Source organism: Thalassospira profundimaris, from assembly GCF_003326755.1.
Taxonomy (GTDB): domain Bacteria; phylum Pseudomonadota; class Alphaproteobacteria; order Rhodospirillales; family Thalassospiraceae; genus Thalassospira; species Thalassospira profundimaris_B.
On sequence record NZ_JPWH01000043.1, the window covers coordinates 1 to 17882 of the forward strand.

The 17882-nt window shown below is 53.6% G+C and carries 16 protein-coding genes and 1 pseudogene; 15 read left to right on the forward strand and 2 right to left on the reverse strand.

Features of this window, described 5'->3' with window-relative positions; all coding sequences use genetic code 11:
* Positions 1–447 (reverse strand): hypothetical protein (locus tag TH25_RS25340; RefSeq protein WP_220151499.1); only part of this gene is annotated, 447 nt, incomplete at its 3' end.
* Between the two features lie 287 nt (positions 448–734).
* Here TH25_RS25340 and TH25_RS25750 point away from each other — a divergent pair.
* The 15 genes and pseudogenes from TH25_RS25750 to TH25_RS23885 form a co-directional block, all read left to right on the forward strand.
* A pseudogene (locus TH25_RS25750) lies at positions 735–875 on the forward strand (transcriptional regulator domain-containing protein); the annotation flags it as partial.
* A gap of 157 nt (positions 876–1032) precedes the next feature.
* A complete protein-coding gene (locus TH25_RS23825) occupies positions 1033–1635 on the forward strand; it encodes a DUF2285 domain-containing protein (protein WP_114090746.1) in 603 nt (200 codons plus the stop codon).
* A gap of 23 nt (positions 1636–1658) precedes the next feature.
* Positions 1659–2615, forward strand: coding sequence for an ArdC family protein (locus tag TH25_RS23830; protein WP_181847826.1), 957 nt, complete (start codon positions 1659–1661; stop codon positions 2613–2615).
* Entirely contained in the window at positions 2606–3130 is a 525-nt protein-coding gene (locus TH25_RS23835; protein WP_114090747.1) for a thermonuclease family protein, read from the forward strand. The genes TH25_RS23830 and TH25_RS23835 overlap by 10 nt, the downstream gene beginning before the upstream one ends.
* Before the next feature lie 75 nt (positions 3131–3205).
* On the forward strand, positions 3206–5224 hold the full coding sequence (locus tag TH25_RS23840) for a ParB/RepB/Spo0J family partition protein (RefSeq protein ID WP_114090748.1): 2019 nt from the start codon (positions 3206–3208) through the stop codon (positions 5222–5224).
* A 63-nt stretch (positions 5225–5287) separates the two neighbouring features.
* Positions 5288–6331, forward strand: coding sequence for a DUF7146 domain-containing protein (locus tag TH25_RS23845; protein WP_220151500.1), 1044 nt, complete (start codon positions 5288–5290; stop codon positions 6329–6331).
* Positions 6332–6567: 236 nt separating this feature from the next.
* Positions 6568–7503 (forward strand): DUF2493 domain-containing protein, encoded by a 936-nt coding sequence (locus TH25_RS23850; RefSeq protein WP_114090750.1) that lies wholly within the window; start codon positions 6568–6570, stop codon positions 7501–7503.
* 571 nt (positions 7504–8074) lie between these two features.
* Positions 8075–8413, forward strand: coding sequence for a DUF736 domain-containing protein (locus TH25_RS23855; protein WP_007092084.1), 339 nt, complete (start codon positions 8075–8077; stop codon positions 8411–8413).
* A gap of 318 nt (positions 8414–8731) precedes the next feature.
* A complete protein-coding gene (locus TH25_RS25185) occupies positions 8732–8905 on the forward strand; it encodes a hypothetical protein (protein WP_167710579.1) in 174 nt (57 codons plus the stop codon).
* Positions 8906–9084: 179 nt separating this feature from the next.
* Positions 9085–9324 (forward strand): helix-turn-helix transcriptional regulator, encoded by a 240-nt coding sequence (locus TH25_RS23860; protein WP_007092083.1) that lies wholly within the window; start codon positions 9085–9087, stop codon positions 9322–9324.
* Complete coding sequence (gene traF / locus TH25_RS23865; protein ID WP_114090751.1) at positions 9321–9869, forward strand: conjugative transfer signal peptidase TraF; 549 nt, start codon at positions 9321–9323, stop codon at positions 9867–9869. Before TH25_RS23860 ends, traF begins: the two co-directional genes overlap by 4 nt.
* Positions 9857–10414, forward strand: coding sequence for a lytic transglycosylase domain-containing protein (locus tag TH25_RS23870; protein WP_007092081.1), 558 nt, complete (start codon positions 9857–9859; stop codon positions 10412–10414). Before traF ends, TH25_RS23870 begins: the two co-directional genes overlap by 13 nt.
* 252 nt (positions 10415–10666) lie before the next feature.
* Complete coding sequence (gene rlxS / locus TH25_RS23875) at positions 10667–12643, forward strand: relaxase/mobilization nuclease RlxS (protein WP_114090754.1); 1977 nt, start codon at positions 10667–10669, stop codon at positions 12641–12643.
* Between the two features lie 206 nt (positions 12644–12849).
* Positions 12850–14664, forward strand: coding sequence for an ATP-dependent nuclease (locus tag TH25_RS23880; protein WP_114090755.1), 1815 nt, complete (start codon positions 12850–12852; stop codon positions 14662–14664).
* A complete protein-coding gene (locus TH25_RS23885) occupies positions 14661–15932 on the forward strand; it encodes an ATP-binding domain-containing protein (RefSeq protein ID WP_220151501.1) in 1272 nt (423 codons plus the stop codon). Before TH25_RS23880 ends, TH25_RS23885 begins: the two co-directional genes overlap by 4 nt.
* 454 nt (positions 15933–16386) lie before the next feature.
* On the opposite strand, the gene TH25_RS23890 is transcribed toward TH25_RS23885, so the two are convergent.
* Positions 16387–17700: a hypothetical protein gene (locus tag TH25_RS23890; protein WP_147253089.1), complete on the reverse strand. Its 1314-nt coding sequence runs from the start codon at positions 17698–17700 to the stop codon at positions 16387–16389.
* Positions 17701–17882 lie beyond the last annotated feature (182 nt).

Consider the following 17882-nt stretch of genomic DNA (forward strand, 5'->3'; position numbering starts at 1 on the left):
CCTGACGCGATAGGTTTTTGCGGGTGTCCAGTTCAACAATGTCAATATCCAATTATTTTGAATTGCTAATAGAGAAGGGGGATGAATTGCACTTTCTCCCAAAATAGGTTTCACGGATTTCTCAATAATTTCATTCTTCATCGCCACAACAAACAACTTGTGTGATGACGACCAACTAAGGTTGGATAGAGTGACTGAATTGCTTAGATGGGTTTGGCCAGCGCGAACTTTGAAGTAATAGTCTCGCTTAGCTACCTTGCGACGTATCGTAATTGGAGGACCTTCATGAAGTAGTAAGCAAGGCTGTGCTGTTCCAACTCTGATACCAGAACATGCGGAAACGTAGCAGTTGCAGAAGGCAAAGCTTTTTGTAGTTTTGAGGCGAAGGATGCGCATGTGTTTCGTTGAAATACCAGAACTGAAGTCCCAAATTTCCGTGTCGGGCATCTGTGTAACCTTTGAAAGAGCTAATTTTCCGGGAAATCACTTGCATTTAGAGATTGAATTTGAACTCTATTCTGTGTCGTAAAGTGGCTGAAATGTGACCGTTCTGACGGTTGGATGTTGCGCATGTAGATTAAATGCAGATTACAACCATATCCTGTAATCGACGCCTGAAACCTGAAAGATATGTAGTCCAGCGTTATCGATATTTATCGATAATGCTTATCGGTGTTCCATACCCATCAAGCGCACTTATTTTGCACTGCTACAGATTGAAGGAGGCACGCCACATGAATGGTTTGCCTGCAAAATCACAACGGATTTATCCCCGCGATTGGACGGATTCCGTTGTCTATGATGGCTTTCATGGTCTGGACAGGACGGGATGGGCATGGCAATGGCTTAAAAGGAACAGAGAGTTTTCCAGTCACCTGCAGGAATGCTCTTTTCTAGTCGACAAACCCGTGATGCTTAAGCCAAGGATAGTCCGATCACGCTGCAATCAGAAATTGATGCCGTGGCGTTTGATGTTTTGCCGACCGGAAGACCGACGCCGTTATCTGGTCTCGGCAGAACAATCCCTTCGTTTTGATCGCACATGCATTACATACGTCGATAAAGGACGAAGTCGATTTATTCGACATTTCCAGATTTTGTGCCTCAGCTACACTTCTTATCACGCAAGACAATTACCAACATTTTCTGCTGGGCGATCAATATCGTCATCTTCAAATATCAATTACCGAAGGTACCCTTCTCGAGGGACCTGTCCGTTTGAGATTTATCATTTCCGGTATGAAGCGCCTGAAAGAACAGGCGCTTGCCTTAAAAAGATTTCATGCATTTTATCGCACCGGGAAATTTCCAAATGTTCTGTATCCCGTCGAACGACGCGCACTTCGCTGGAAAATGATGCTCCAGGCCTGGGACGGGCGGCAGGCGGGTGCATCCCACCGCGAAATCGCCGAAGTGCTTTATGGTCACCGAATTGTTGCCGAAGACTGGTCTGCGGGTTTTCTGAGGACCCGGGTCCAGCGTCTCCTGCGTGGTGCCGACAGGCTGGTCCATGGCGGATATCTCGACATCCTGCAGGGCGGGAGCGGGCTGTCAGGCAGGAGGTCAGCCGGTCAAGAGCCAGAGTGGGCAAACTCCTCTGCGACAGGTTTGTCAGGTCAAGAGAAAGGCTTTTGACCAGCCTATTGTGGAGAAATACCATGACAGCTTATAATCGCAAAACGAGAAAACACACCCGCTCCAATCTCTATCAGGACATCACCGATAAAATCATCGCCCAGCTTGAACAGGGAACTTTTCCCTGGGTTCAACCCTGGGGCAGTCCAAAGGCAAACGCCTCTCTCGGGTTGCCGCAAAACGCCGTGACCGAACGCAACTATTCCGGCATCAATGTCCTGATCCTCTGGGGGGCAGTGTTCGAGGCCGGTTATTCATCGCAAAGCTGGCTGACCTTCCGACAGGCACTCAAGCTTGGCGGCACTGTGCGAAAGGGAGAACGCGGTGTCACGGTTGTCTATGCCAGCCGGTTCATTCCGGGTGAGGGCAAGAAGAAAGGACAGTTCACATCAGATACCAGCAAGAATCCACGGGCTATCCCCTTCCTCAAACGTTTCACGGTCTTCAATCTCGACCAGTGCGACGGTTTGCCAGAACAAGTAACCGCACAGTCGGTTTCGCCCGATACAAGCCTGATCGAGCCGAAGGCCGAGGAACTGATCCGGGCATCGGGTATCGACTTCCGGATCGGCGGACGACGGGCTTTTTACAGTCCGGATGACGATTATGTTCGTGTGCCGCCACCGCAGGCCTATTTCGAGCCGATCAACTGGCATCGCACTGCCCTGCATGAATGCAGTCATGCCACCGGGCATAAAACCCGCCTTAACCGCGATCAAAGCGGATCGTTCGGATCTAAAAAATATGCTTTCGAGGAACTGGTCGCGGAAATGTCAGCGGCTTTCCTCTGTGCCTCAATCGGTATCGTTCCAACCGTCCGGCATGCCGATTATCTCGCCTCATGGCTTCAGGTACTGCGCGAGGATAAACGTGCCATCGTGCGTGCCGCCAGTCAGGCGTCAAAATCTGCCGATTATCTTACGGGGTTCCTCAATTCGGTACCTGAAGCCGGATCAAAGGAGGCGGCATCATGCGCATGATCGTCTCTCTCAAATATGCCGTCATCACCATTGCCCTGATCGCCGGAGGGCTTGCCGTTGCACCACTGTTTGAGACGGACCATCATAGAGGGCCCGCAGCAGTGATTGATGCAGACACCCTGCAAATCAACGATACCCGCTATCGTCTGTATGGGGTCGATGCGGTGGAAGCCAGCCAGATGTGCCGCAAACCGGAGGGAACGCCGTGGCCCTGCGGTCAGCAGGCGATAGACGCACTGTCCGGTTTACTGCGGGGCAGGGAGGTGTCATGCGACATCTGGCAGGGTGATCTTCGTGATGCCTATAACCGTCTGATCGCAATATGCCATGCCGGGGCTGACGATCTGGCCGAATGGCTGGTTAAAAACGGCTGGGCGGTGGCCGATCCGGATGCCAACCGGCTTTACAATTACACTGCGGTCGAGCGCACCGCGAAGTTCCTTGGCAAGGGGATCTGGGCGGGCGGTTTTGACCGGCCGCGGGACTGGCGGGCCACTCGAATGGGAAAAGAGTGAAAGAACAGGTCGGGGCTTTGTGACGGGCCCGGTTGGGAAAAGAAGGCTTTTCCCGGTCCGTCATGGAGAACCGATATGACCAATCGCAAGAAAATCTCCCTGTCCCGTTCGCAGGATATCCCGTTTGACAAACTGGTGATGAGCGAACGCAATGTCCGGCATGTCCGCGCCGGGATCTCGATCGAGGAACTGGCCGAAGACATTGCCCGGCGGACCTTGCTGCAATCTCTCAGCGTCCGGCCGGTTACGGATGATGATGGCAAGGAAACCGGTCGACACGAGATCCAGGCTGGTGGGCGGCGCTACCGCGCGCTGGAATATCTCGTGAAACAAAAACGGCTGGCAAAGAACGCGGCAATCCCATGTGTCATTCGCGAAGACGGGTTGCTTGAAGAAGATTCCCTGGCCGAAAATGTCCAGCGGATCAATCTGCATCCGCTCGATCAGTTCCGGGCGTTTCAGACCCTGAGCGAAAAAGGCCTGAGTGTCGAGGATATTGCCGCACGCTTCTTTGTGACGGCCAAGATTGTCCGGCAACGGCTGAAACTGGCATCCATATCGCCAAAACTGCACGATCTTTATGCCGAAGAGGAGCTGACGCTTGAACAATTGATGGCCTTTAGCGTGACCGATGATCAGGCCCGTCAGGAACAGGTCTGGGATATCGTCCGGCAGGCCTATAACCAGGAACCGTATTATATCCGCCGCTTGCTGACCGAGGATACGGTGCGGGTTACCGATAAACGCGTCCGCTTTGTCGGTCTCGAAGCCTATGAGGAAGCTGGGGGTGTTGTGATGCGCGACCTGTTCTCGCAGGTCGATGAAGGCTGGCTTCAGGATGTTGCCTTGCTCGAAAAGTTGGTCGCAACCGGACTTGAGGCTGAGCGTGATAGCATTGCCGATGAAGGCTGGAAATGGATCGAGGTCGCGGTTGATTTCCCCTATGGTCATACCATCGGTCTGGAACGGATCAGCGGCGAGATCGAACCACTGTCAGATGATGAAACGGCCCGGCAGGACGCGCTACGAAACGAACTGGCCGGGATCGAAGAGCGCTATTTTGTCGATCAGGATGAAGATCTGCCCGAGGAAGTGGATAAACGTCTCGGGGAAATCGAGGCCGAACTTGAAGCCTTCGACAATCGACCCGTTCTTTATGCACTGGATGATATCGCCAAGGCCGGTGTGTTTATCAGCCTTGAGTCTGATGGCAGTGTGCGGATCGAGCGCGGTTTCGTGAAACCGGAAGATCAGGAGCAGGATGACGATATATTCGATCCTGATCAATCCGACGATCCGCAGACCGGTGACGAAGATAATGATGCTGGTAATGCCCCCGATACGGACATAGACGGGGCAGACGAACCGGATGAGCCGCGTGTCAAACCGCTCTCGGACCGGCTGGTTCTCGAACTTACGGCTTATCGGACACTGGCTTTGCGCAATGCCCTGGCAGGTGATCCCGATATCGCCTTTGTGGCCGCTTTGCATGTTCTGGTTCTGCAGAGCTTCTATCACTTTGGCTCGGGCAGCTGCCTGCAGATCACGCTTAAAAGCAGTGGCTTCTCGGTTCAACCGCCCGATCTCAATGATAGCATAGCAGCAAGCGATATCGCTGCACGTCATGAGAATTGGGAACGGCAGATGCCGGAGGATCTCGATCATCTCTGGGCGGCGCTGTGCGACATGGATATGGACAGTCGTATGGCGCTGTTTGCCCATTGCGTCTCGCTGACCCTCTATGCGGTGTCCGAACCGTGGAACCGTCACAGCGATGCCGTCCGCCACGCCGATATCCTAGCCGATGTCCTGAAACTCGATATGGCGGCATCCGGCTGGAAGCCGACCGCGGATAATTACCTCTCGCGGGTGCCGAAGAACCGCATTCTCGAAGCGGTCATTGAGGCGCTGGGCGCGGACGCTGCCCAACGGATCGATCACCTCAAGAAGGGCGATATGGTACGCGAGGCCGAGCAATTGCTGATCGATACCTGCTGGGTGCCCGAGCCGTTACGGACGCCGGAACTGCAATCAGTTGCCGAGTACGAGCCGGATGATGGGCCTTCGGAACCGGTCGCGACTGCAGCCGAATGATCCCGTCTCTGCCTTCTGGCCCGGTCCGCTCTGGATCGGGCCTTTTTCATGAGGAGCGATATCATGCAGGCCGGAATGCTGGCAGATGCGCTGGCCCGTCAGGCCTCGGCGGTATGCCGATATTATCTGCCGTCAGGCAGAAAACAGGGGCGATACTGGATATGCGGCGATGTCTATGGCAATCCGGGGCGCAGCCTTTTTGTCCGTATCAGCGGGCGCCGGGCCGGGAAATGGTGCGATGCTGCCACCGGTGAATATGGCGACCTTATCGATCTGATCATGCTCAATCGCGGTCTCGCACTGCGAGATGCTCTGGCAGAAGCACGACACTTCCTGCGTATGCCGCGTCTTCCCGAACCACCGGTTACTTACTCACATGAAAACCCGGATGTTTATGATCCGGTTGCCGCGGCAAGACGCCTGTTTGCGGCATCTGTCCCAATCACGAGGACACTTGCCGAACGCTATCTATACAGCAGGGGCATACACTTAATGCAGGATCACACTGCCCTGCGGTTCCACCCGAAGTGCTATTATCGAAATGAAACCGGGTTTGAGGTGTGGCCCGCGATGATTGCAGCGGTAACCGGTCTTGACGGTGTGATCACCGGCATTCATCGCACCTGGCTTGATCCGCAAACTTGCGACAAGGCACCGGTCGCGCAACCACGGAGAGCGTTGGGACAGCTTCTGGGATATGCCGTTAGCGTCGGTCAGGTTGGCGACATCGCCATCGCGGCGGAAGGTCTTGAAACCGCGCTCACCCTCAAAATGCTGATCCCGAACCTGCCGGTCCTTGCCGCCCTGTCGGCAGGTCATCTCGGGGCTCTGATCCTGCCCGATATTCTGCAGCGGCTTTACGTTGCCAGTGACAATGATCCAGCCGGATGGCAGGCGTTCAACCGTCTTCGGTCCCGGCATACGGATCGGGATATCCGTGCACTCGTGCCCCGGCTGGATGACTTCAATGCCGACCTGATCACCTTCGGTCCTGATCCGGTTCGGCACTGGATTGCGCGTCAATTGCTTCCCGAAGATGTTCCACAGTTTATATCTTGCCCACAGCCTGCACGTCGCCGTCATGCGTCTGGTCACGGCCCGGCATGACAGAACAGGTCTGTTCTTTCTCCACAGGACCGCATCGCGGTCTTTCCAGTGCGGGGATTTGCCGGAGGTCGGGCCGGTGGCAACAGCAGGCTGTCCTCCACTGCGTTACGGTCCGGATCGTGCTTGTGCGCTGCCATCGCAAAAGGACCGAAGGATGCCACCGGCCCTGATCCCTCCGGCGGGCAATCCCCGGAAAGACCGCAAAGAATGCGGTCTCGTCACCGGGAGAAAGAACCATGCTGTCCTGCAATTCTGACCTGCAAACCGACCACTCCGATGCCTCCGCGACAAATTTGGCAAGCGATCAACTCCATCTCTTCGAAATTCATCCGGGGCCCCATGAAAACACTCTTGGTCCGATGCCCGAACCCGATCAGGCTGATCAACTGATTGCGGCCGGGATGAACATCTTCGTCGATCTTCTGGGCGACAGTGCGCTCGAAAAGGATCTCGGCGAATGCCTGTGGAACGTCGTCAATATCTTCCATCGCCGCATAGCCTGGCTGGATCGGTTGCTTGATGACAATGAGCAGCAACAGCGCCGACTGACCGCCGAACAGGATGGGTCGGAGATCAAATCCGTCGAACTCGAACGCTCTCTTGCCACGGGCGAATTAATCATCGAGCGGCGCGACATGTTCGAAACCTTTCGCGAGATTGCCTGCGATCATTATGAATTATTGACCGCCTCGGCATGGCGGCCGCGCAACGGATCGCTCACCAACCGTCGGACACTCACCGCTGCCATGATCGATAGTCGCGACTTCCTGGCTGCCAAACGCAAGGCGGAAATTGAACCCCTGATGCCGTCTGGCCCACGCATTGCCTTTACCGGTGGTCTCGAATGCAACGATCATGTCCGCATCTGGGAAGCACTGGATGCGGTCAAATCAAAGCATCCGGATATGGTCCTGATCCATGGCGGCTCGCCCAAAGGGGCCGAGAAGATTGCTGCCTGCTGGGCGGACAATCGCGGCGTTTCCCAGATCGTGTTCAAGCCCGACTGGACCCGGTTTCGTAATGCAGCCCCCTTCAAACGCAACGATCAGATGCTTGATGCGCTCCCCATCGGCGTGATCGTGTTTCCCGGTTCGGGTATCTCGCAAAACCTTGCGGATAAGGCGCGCAAGGCCGGCATTCCGGTCTGGCGGTTTGGCAAGGACGGCACATGATGTGTCGTCCAATGCGCAGGCCGTTAATTGCTTGCCGATTCTGCTCGACAAGCTTGCAGCTCCTTGGACCTGTTGGGATCGGGTGCTTGTCAGCCAATAATAAGGATAATCTCGCTGTTGTTTATCGTTTCGATGCTTCCGCACTCCTTTCGAGCTCTGTTTTCGGCATGATGAAATTGCCTGATGGCGCATGATTTGATGTTTTGGCATTGGAGCTATAACTGGCTGGGAGCTCAGTCGGTATAGTTGTGGCTTGTGACGTCACGATCTGCAGGGAGAAAGCACTGCAGAAGAACAGCCATTTGCCTCCGTTCTTGAGCTGTTTGAGGCTCGTGGAAATCACTCCTGCATGTCTTTGGCCGCGTAAATTCCGCGCCTTTCCGTTCAACCCGCCGGATCGAAAAATGTCCCCGCCGTCCTGCGTCCGGCTTCCTCGCGCGACAAATTTTTCGATCGTGCGGGTGCTTCGCTGTGCTGCGCTCCTTCGGATGAACCGTTCCGGCTATGCGGTCTTTTCGCTGGCGACATCGCAGGGATGATCCCGCGATAAAACAGCAAATGGAGACCTATCATGGCTATCACCCTTGGCACTTTCACCAAACAGAATGACGGCAGCTTCACCGGCCTTCTCAAAACCCTGAATATCAACGCCAACCTGGTTATCGTTCCGACCGAAAAAATCGCCGAAAACGCTCCTGACTATCGCGTCTATGCCGGCAACGGTAACCGATACGAGGTCGGTGCGGGCTGGAGCCAGATCGCCAAAACCAGCGGTGAAACCTATATCAACCTCAAGATCGCCGCCCCCGAATTCGGGCCAAACTGGGTTCGGGCCCGCCTCGTCAAACTCGAAACACCGACCGAGGATGGCGTCTCGCATCTGGCCCTTTGGGAACCGCGCGAACGCTGAAAATATCCTTCTCACTTGGCCCTGCCGGGTTATCCCGGTGGGGCTTTTCTTATGTTCCGCCATCACAGACTGTGCTCCGTGTGGGGCAGGGGAAAGAGAGTTTGTCGTCTCGAATGTGCCATTTTGCCATCCGGCTTTTGGCATCCGTCAAGGATCGCGGGCCCCGCCAAAATGCGTCATTCCGCTTCGCTTCATTCTGCATTTCGGTTCCTCCCGCGCCCGCTTCGCGGCGGCTAAGGCCGTCCCTGACCGATGCAGCGCGGATGCCTTCGGATCGCTGTTCTCAATGACAGAACGGTTCAATCGAAGGAGCAGATCATGTCACATTCCATCGCATATCAAGGCCATTTTTACAGTGAAGACGAACTGCACGAGGCCCTCTGGCTGGTGCAAATTGAACTGCGGAACGGCCTGCCGGAAGAGGAAAAACGCGAAGCCGAGGAGCAGCTTACTGAACTGAATGGTCTGCTGAAATCCCTGCACAATCCATAACCAAAGGGCATGTTCAGGACCGCAGTTGAATATTGGTGTAGCCTCCTTTCGTGATGGAAATCCCGTCACCATGAGGGGGATCGTTTTTGACAGGGGGGCGGTTTTCGAGCGTCCCCAGACCCGTCCTGTCCCGCCACACTCCGATCGCTTTTGACGATGTTCGACGAAAGGATCGCGTGATGACGGATTACAACACACGGGCGATGGAAGCCCGCAAGGGCAGCCCTTTTCTCTCCACCCAGCAGGCGGCGTTCTATCTTTCCCTATCCGCCCGAACCCTTGAAAAGATGCGTTTCAATGGCAAGGGACCACGCTATCGCAAACATGGCCGTTATGTCCGTTATCATATCGACGATCTCGATGCCTGGTCGGAAGGGCGTGAACCCGGCACGCACTCCGATGACGGAGAACGCGCATGAGATACCGCCATTTATCGCGGCACTTGATGCCCCGGAAGGATGTCCGGCATGGCATCGGTCCCGGTCTTTTGGGTGTTCTCGGGATTGGCCTGATCGGTCTTTCTACAGCCTATAACAGAATCCCGTGGCTGATCTGGAACGCATCGCCGAGCGCCCCGGTCGGGCTCTATCGGATGGTTTCCGGCGCGCCCCAAAAGGGTGATTTCGTTCTGGTTGGTCCCCCGAAACCGGTATCCGCCTTGGCAAGTTCACGCCACTACATCCCGGCCAATGTCCCGCTTGTCAAACGCATTGCGGCCATTGCCGGGGACCATGTTTGTGTGGCCCGTCGCGTCATTCTGATCAACGGTCATGCGGTCGCCCGACAGCTTGAGCGCGACAGTTTCGGGCGTAAAATGCGCCTGTGGCAGGGGTGCCGGTTACTGCAGGACGGCGAATATTTCCTGCTGATGGCAGAAGTGCCAGCCTCATTTGACAGCCGGTATTTCGGGCCTGTGCGGAGCAAAAACCTGATCGGGAGGCTCGTACCATTATGGGTAAACTGAACCTTCTGATCTTCCTTCTTTGTTGGCTCTTCATCAGCAATATTCATGCTCAGCCAGCGGAGAATTGGGACCACGAAATCGTAACCGCATCGCAAAGATTTGCCATTCCCTCGGAATGGATCCGTGCTGTCATAGAGGTGGAAAGTAGCGGTAAACCGGACGCGGTTTCTTCGGCCGGGGCGATGGGGTTAATGCAATTGATGCCGGCAACCTGGGGTGAATTGCGACAGCGTTATGGCTTTGGCAATGATCCTTTCAATCCGCGTGACAACATTCTCGCAGGCACCGCTTATCTGCGCGAGATGTATGATCGGTTCGGCTATCCCGGTCTGTTCGCGGCCTATCATGCCGGTCCCGGACGGTATGAAGCTCATCTGCGTTTCGGAAAACCCTTGCCGGTGGAAACGCAACGCTATGTCCCAAAGCTTGAAGAGCTTGTGTCAACGCGAGAGGGCGACAATACGGGTGGGACCGGGGATTTCTCCGGGTCCGCTCTGTTCTTCCCGCTTTCCAGTCACAGCAATGGTTCCGGTGTGTTCCCGTGAGTTTTTCGCAGGCTTGGAGCCAGATGCGAACTGGTATGCGCTTGGAGGCAGAAGAGCGGGGCAGCGTAAGGCAAGATAAAACAACAGCACCATCGCTTCGCCTCAATGCCCTCAAGTCTTTGTCTGCACATCTTTTTTCAGGATCAAGGATAGTGCCAAGGCGGGCAGGGATGGTGCCATTCTTCGCGTTACCCGTTGAAAACAATTGCGTTTATTGGTGCCAAATGTTGTGGACAGGTCGTGGAGAACACAATGGCTGACGATGTCTTCAAACCCAAGCTTGGCAAGATCCGCTCGCGTGGCGGCAAGGGTGGGCGCAAGTTCCTGCATCGAGTGCTGGCAGCGACCAATCGGGCAGGGGGATTTCGGCGTTTGGGCCGGTCCCGTTTTACCGGCAGCCGGTTGGGACGTGCGAGCGGGGCCGGGCAGGTTCTCGCCAGTCGTGATCACTATGCCGCTTTTCGGCAGCGTCTGGTGATTATCAAATCACGGATTGTCCGGTTGACCGGGAAAGGCATGCAGGGTGCACGGGCGCATCTGCGCTATATCCAGCGCGACGGCGTTACAAGAGAAGGTTTGCCCGGCGAGCTTTACAGCGCCGATCAGGATCGGGCGGATGGCAAGGCGTTTCTTGAACGGGCCGATGGTGATCGGCATCAGTTCCGCTTTATCGTCTCGGCCGAGGATGGTGCAGAATATGCCGATCTCAAACCCGTGACCCGGCGGCTGATGAGGCAGATGGAAATCGATCTGGGCACGACACTCGACTGGGTCGCGGTCGATCATTTCAATACCGGCCATCCGCACAGCCATATTCTCGTGCGCGGCAAGGATGATCAGGAGCGCGATCTGGTTATTGCCCGCAACTACATGGCACGCGGCATGCGGGAACGGGCGGCAGAGATTGTCAGCCTCGATCTCGGACCGCGCACCGATCTGGAAATTGAAAACCGGTTGCGGCGTGAAATCGATCAGGATCGCTTGACCAGCATTGACCGTAACCTGCTGCGTCAGATCGGCGAGGATCGGATTGTCAGTGCAGCAGATAAAGATGCCTTTCGTCAGAGCCTGCGGGCAGGACGCTTGCAAAAGCTCAGGCGTCTTGGACTGGCCGAGGAGATAATCCCCGGTCAGTGGCGACTTGAGCAAGGTCTGGAAGCAACATTATCCCGGATGGGCGAACGCGATGACATCATCAAGACCCTGCACCGGGAAATGAAGCGTCGGGAAATTACCCGTAGCCCCGCCGATTTTGTAATCAATTCCGTACATGAACCGGACAAACAACCCATCATCGGTCGTGTTGTCACACGCGGCCTGTCGGATGAGCTGAACGACCGGCATTACCTGATCGTCGATGGGGTGGATGGCAAGACCCGCTATGTCGAGATTGGCAAAGGGGAGGCGACCGAGCTGGTTCCGGAAGACAGCATTGTTCATATCTCGCCAAGAAACGTCCAGCCCCGGAAAGTTGATCGCACGGTGGCCGAGATCGCCTGGGAAAATGACGGACGTTATAGCATCGACGTGCATCTGGAGCATGATCCGACGGCGACAGAAGAATATGCTCAGGCCCATGTCCGGCGGCTGGAAGCCATGCGTCGGTTAACCCAAGGTGTAGAACGTGAGCCAGATGGGACATGGATCATCACACCTGATCATCTGGAAAAGGCTGTTGAATATGAACGGGAGCGCGGCAAATCTTCGCCGGTGATCATCCGGCAACTATCCCACTTGTCGCTTGGACAGCAATTGGAAAGTGATGGGGCGACCTGGCTGGATCGAGAGTTGGTAGGTTCAGACCCGGTTCATGTCCGTGACGCGGGTTTTGGTCGGGAGGTACGCGACGCTCAGGCCAGACGTCGGCAATGGCTAATTGCCCAAGGACTGGCGCGTCAGGAGCAGGACCGGATCATCTATCGTTCCGACATGATCGATACATTGCAAAAGCGGGAACTGGCGCGTATGGCCCGACAGCTTTCGAAAGAACTCGGGTTGCATTATGTCGAGACCGGTTCAGGCGAGCGCGTGGAGGGAACATTACGGCGCTCGGTCGAGCTTGCCAGCAGGAAATATGCGCTTATTGAAAAGAGCCAGGAGTTTACGCTTGTTCCATGGCGGCCCGTGCTGGCGCGTCAGCTTGGCAAGCAGGTGTCGGGGATTATGTGTGACGGGAATACGATATCATGGGCTATTGGCAGGCAGAGAGGTGGTCCGTCTGTTTCATGAAGAAAAGGTTTGGTATTTGATGTTACTCGGGAAGTCTTGGAGCAGATTTATTTCTTTTGGTGAACTATAGTTAGAGAAATACCTTCGATGATGATTTGACATGCACCGTCGAACAGGTCGCGATTTTGGTGTAAAAATGTTAGTGATTGGATCAGGGCAATAAACAGGCGGCGACGTACATCATAGGGAGAGAAAGGGGAAAGTTAGTGCAAATCGCCAAGCTGGAAATCAATAATTTCCGAGGCATCCGTCAAGGCGAAGTCCGTTTTTCACCTCATACGGTATTGGTCGGGCCAAATAATTGCGGCAAGACAACGCTCATAGAGGCTCTGGCCTTGTTGTTCGGTCGGGACAGGATGGTCCGTAGGCTTACTGAACACGATTTCTATGGGAGCAATCCTCAGCCGACGGACAGAATTCGGCTTATCGCAACGGTTATCGGGTTTGAGGGTGATGATCCGACACAGCATATGGATTGGTTTCGTGATGATCGAGGTGTTGTCAAATGGTGGAACCCTGCCAATGGCAGAGTGATGCCAACACAAGACAATCCCGAATGGCACTTGGCATGCCAGATAGCTTTTTCCGCCCGCTTCGATCGCCCATCCCTAGAAGTGGAGACACTTCGGTACTTTCACGACGATGATACTGTAGGCGATGTTTTTGCGGAAGAGAACGCGACCATTTTCTCTACTAGGCTAATACGCGATGTCGGGTTCTTCCTTGTGCCGGCCACGAGAACTTGGGACAGAACAGTGTCATTCGGTTCAGAGTTATTTCGCAGGGTGGTCGCTGCCGGAGAGGGGCAACCATCTGAATCTGTTCTCAGTGAGCGAGACAGATTACGGGCACCGCAAGAGACGCTCGAGGCAGACGAGCGTCTTATCCCTATTGTTGAACGGTTGAACCAAGAGTTGAGCGGTTTCTTCCGGATGGCCCCAACTCTTCACCTTCGGGTGACTGCGACTGATAGTGACAGTTTGCTAGAGTCTGTTGTGCCTCACTACGCTCATGAGGGGGCGGACCTCCCTCTGCCAGCGAGACGGCATGGAAGCGGCCTTCTATCGTTGCAACATCTTCTTCTCCTACTTCAATTCGGTCGGATGCGTACAGAAAGTGGAGATGGATTCTGGATGGCCCTTGAGGAGCCAGAACTCCACGTCCCGCCAGCACTGCAGCGCCGTCTAGTTCACCGTATCCAAGCGTTGTCTAGGCAGACCTTTGTTTCTACCCACTCGCCGATGGTGGCGGCTCTGGCCGATCCGCAAGGTGTGGTGGTTCTGCGCAAGGAGAATGGAGTATTGACATCGGTTCCTTTGCTTTCATCAACTCTGCTTCGAGCCACACCCAACAGCGTTCGAAAGTTGTTTCAAGTCAATCGTGTTGAGACCATTGCCGCAGTTATGCATGAGTTCGTCTTGGTACCTGAAGGTAGGACGGATTATGAGTGGCTGGGGCTATTGATCCGAGCTGTGGACTTGCATCAGGGTTGGGCCGAAGCAGATGAATGTCGGTTTGATGCATTTATCGGTGTAATCCCGACCCATGATGGTGCGGTGGTCAATACCGTTAAGGCAATTGCGCGATTACACCCCAACGTGATCGCGATTGTTGATGGTGATGCGGAAGGTGTGGGTTATGCGGGAGCCTTGGAGCAGGAGGCATCTCCGAACTCTGGCATCATCATGAGGTGGCCCGATGGACAGATGCTAGAGGATATTGTGGGCTGGATCATTGAGGCAGACGCTGAAGCCTGTCTTGGCGCGATTCAGCTTGATCCTCCGGCGGTTACAGTTGCGGATCTAATTGCGCGCCTTAAAGATGATAACCGCGCTGCGCACGGTCTCAAGAAGGATACCTTGTCTTACGAGATCATCGCTGGGGCAATCGGTGCAAACGAATCTTGCTGTACACGTGCTCAATCTTTGCTCAATGCAATTACAGATGTGGCGGCAGGTTTTGAAAATCCGCTCTTTGTGGCTGACGCGACCCATCCGTCTATATGGATATTCCAGCCGTGACAGTGCAGGCGGTTGAAGGAGCTGCAGGGTGTGGTAAGACGTACCGGCTGATGGAAATGCTGGAGGAAATCCTCACAGCCCATCCATTGGCTGAGGGACAGCGTGTTCTCGCTTTGACATTTATGCATGGTGCGCGCCGACGACTGGCCGACCGGCTTCGCACGGTTGATGGGCTTTGGGGACGCGTTGAGTGTTGTACGATTGATGGGTTTGCGTGGCGGATTTATCGTCGCTGGCGTGGACTGGCCGTTGCTCTTGGCATTCCTCCGAGAATTGAAGGGGAATTCGATGCGGTCTGCGATGCTGCAGGCCTGCTGCTTGAGCAACCGCAGGTTCGTGACTGGGTTGCCACCAGCTTTCCCATTGTGTTGGTTGACGAAGGTCAGGACCTTCGACCTGAGCGTTTGCGAATGCTGGTGGCACACTCGGCTGCCGCGCGCATGTTGATTGCCGCTGATGAGTTTCAATGTCTGGAGCAGGCGCTGCGGCCCAACCCCCTTGTTACGTGGCTGCAGCAAACGCGGGAGCTGGAGAGGTTATGCCAGGTTCGCCGAACAAATATTGTCGGCCTTCTAACCGCGGCGGCGGCCATTCGCCATGGGCAAGTACCGGAGAACGGTCCGGGATTCCGAATTTTGCGGCCGGGGGTGAGCATTCCGTTGGCGGCAACAATGCTGGCCAATGCGATCGCGTGGCGTCGTAACGGTGGCAACGTGGCTGTCATCACACCATCGCTACAAGGAGGATACGCGCAAAACGTGGTAACGCGTGTTGCTGAAGGGCCATGTGGGAGGCACGGAAATGGTCCATACTCAATTCACTGGGAGGGTACGGACCGGAGCGAAGTTCAAGTAATTCTGGAAGCCCTTGAACTAGCACCGATTGCTCTCGGCTCAGAAGTGATTTTAGCGCTGAGGCATTTACTTCCATCGGGTACGGCAAGGGCGACTAAGGGATGGGTAGAAAATCAAATGCATGCGTGTGGGCGTACGGAATTTCCTCGTGGAGAGATTGAGGCAGTTATTGAGCGGAATGTTGCGCGACAGCGTCAATATGGTCTAAGCGCAGCGCATCACTTCACCGCTTTAACGGTGCAGCAGGCCAAAAATCGCGAATTTGAAGGTGTGGTGATTTTATGGCCGTACCAAGTAGGCGGTGATGCAGAGCATAAACGTAGGCTGCTGTATAATGCGGTGACGCGTGCAAAACACTGGTGTCAAATCATTGTGCAAGGACCGGACATTCTGAGAGCGCCACCCTTTGCCTAATAATGTGGGCAGTGGGCAATTGCTAAAGGATTTGCGAGTTACCTTAGAAAGAGTTCGGTTTGAAGTATGTCAACACTGGTTTTGAGGACAGAAATGGAAGTTGTAATTGGGAGCTGCTAGGCATCGACATTCCTCACCTCCTTGTCATTAATATATGCCACTTAAAGTCGATGACTTCTTAAAAAATCAAGTCAAATTCTTCTCGTTGGATCGCAAATTAATTTGCAATACCCATTCAACCAATTCTATCTGAAGCGATCGATCCATAATATTATGGTAGATGCGAAGATGTTCGCACAAATTAGATATCATCTCACTGCGTGTGGAATAGAAATGATGCCAATGATCCGCATTGTACTGAAAGCTGGAAACAAGCGATTGAAAAGACTGAAATGCGGAATGAGCTGAAGCAAATGCCGCATTCTGTAAGATACGGGTTTTTGCCAAATTGCGATCAATGTCGTGTCTCTTGTGAGGGGAGACCTTTTTTTAGACAGTCTTGTATATCTTGAATTGTAAGATAAGGGTTTGCGAAGTTTCGATCAGATTGTGCAATATGAGTGCCCACTTGAGAGCAGTCAGAACAAACGCTTGTGACCCGAACTCCAGATACCCAACGTTCATTACGATAGTTAGGGAATAGAAGCAGACGATTTTCGATAGTTTTATCGTCCTTTTCTTCTATATTTTCATAAATATCCCTTATTCCGCCCGCCCATTTCCCTTTTCTACTTTTTCTTATAATATCTCGTTTTGAACGATTGCAGCAGGGGCACTGCCAGTCATTTGGGGCTTGATGCCATCGTTTGCTCGAAACAGGATCTACATAGTTTCCAAATTCCTCATCAGTTGGTGCCTCAATATTCGGTTGTTTATTCTCTACTCGTAGTGTTGCAGAATCCCGAGATGTAGATCTGGCAAGAAACTCTGAGCTAAAGTTGGAAAGCAAATAAGTCTTTTCTGTTCCTGCCGCATCCCGGAAAAACTCTTGTGCCAACAATTCGGATGGGCGCTTAAAGTTCCAAATTGTCTGATCTCCTCCGTATCCAAACCTTTCTTGCAGTAGGTGGCCGTCTGAGAGGTCTGTGACAAGATTCTCAATAAGCTGTAGCCGGGTAGAAAACCCTTCACTCGCAGCGTGCCAGAGCTCAAAGGCCTTTTCGTAGTCAACGTCATGGTCTTTATGTGCTTGAGGGATCACAAAACCTGCTATTTCTGACGGGGTGAATGAGAATCGATGGTCGATCTTGTTTCGGAATTTCCGTTTCACTTTTCCGTCAGCAGCATTGCACTCAGAGCAAATTAGGCAGAAATCGAAGCGACGTGTTAGCCGCTCAATTGAATCTAAAACCTTTTCGAACCCGATCGGAAATCCGTTTCGCCAGTCTGGCCCAAAGCGAGACTCAACATAGGGTGTTATGTGATCCGTTATGTGATCATGATGAAGCTCTAATTTTCCTAAAAGTATATTCTTTTTTGAAAGCCGAAAAATTTGCTGCTTAGATCGGCTACACACAGGGCAAGTCCAGTCCTTCCGAACCATAGCCCAGTTGTCATTCAGGTCGAGGCCGTCGGCATTGTGAAATTTTATGGCCTTTTTTGTCTCGGATGACCATCGACCATCGTGGCGTGGAAAATACATCTCCATTTTTTCATCCGTTAGCAGAGATGGCCTTGGAAATGTAAGAAAAGTTGACCACAATTCGGAGTTTGGATCAAAATTTGGCTCAAGGAAAAAGTCGTCTTCTGTTTCGTAATATTCGCTCAAAACCCATTCCCTTTACGCGCAATTTTATTCGATAATTTTTAACTGTTTTCAATATACTTAGCGATTTATCTCTGCTTTTCAAATCTTTACCAAGAGGATATTGTTTGTGCTTTATCCAGAGCGTTAAGTTAATTTTTCTGCTTGTATTCTGTCCTAGGGTCCAGACTCATTCAAATCCAGTA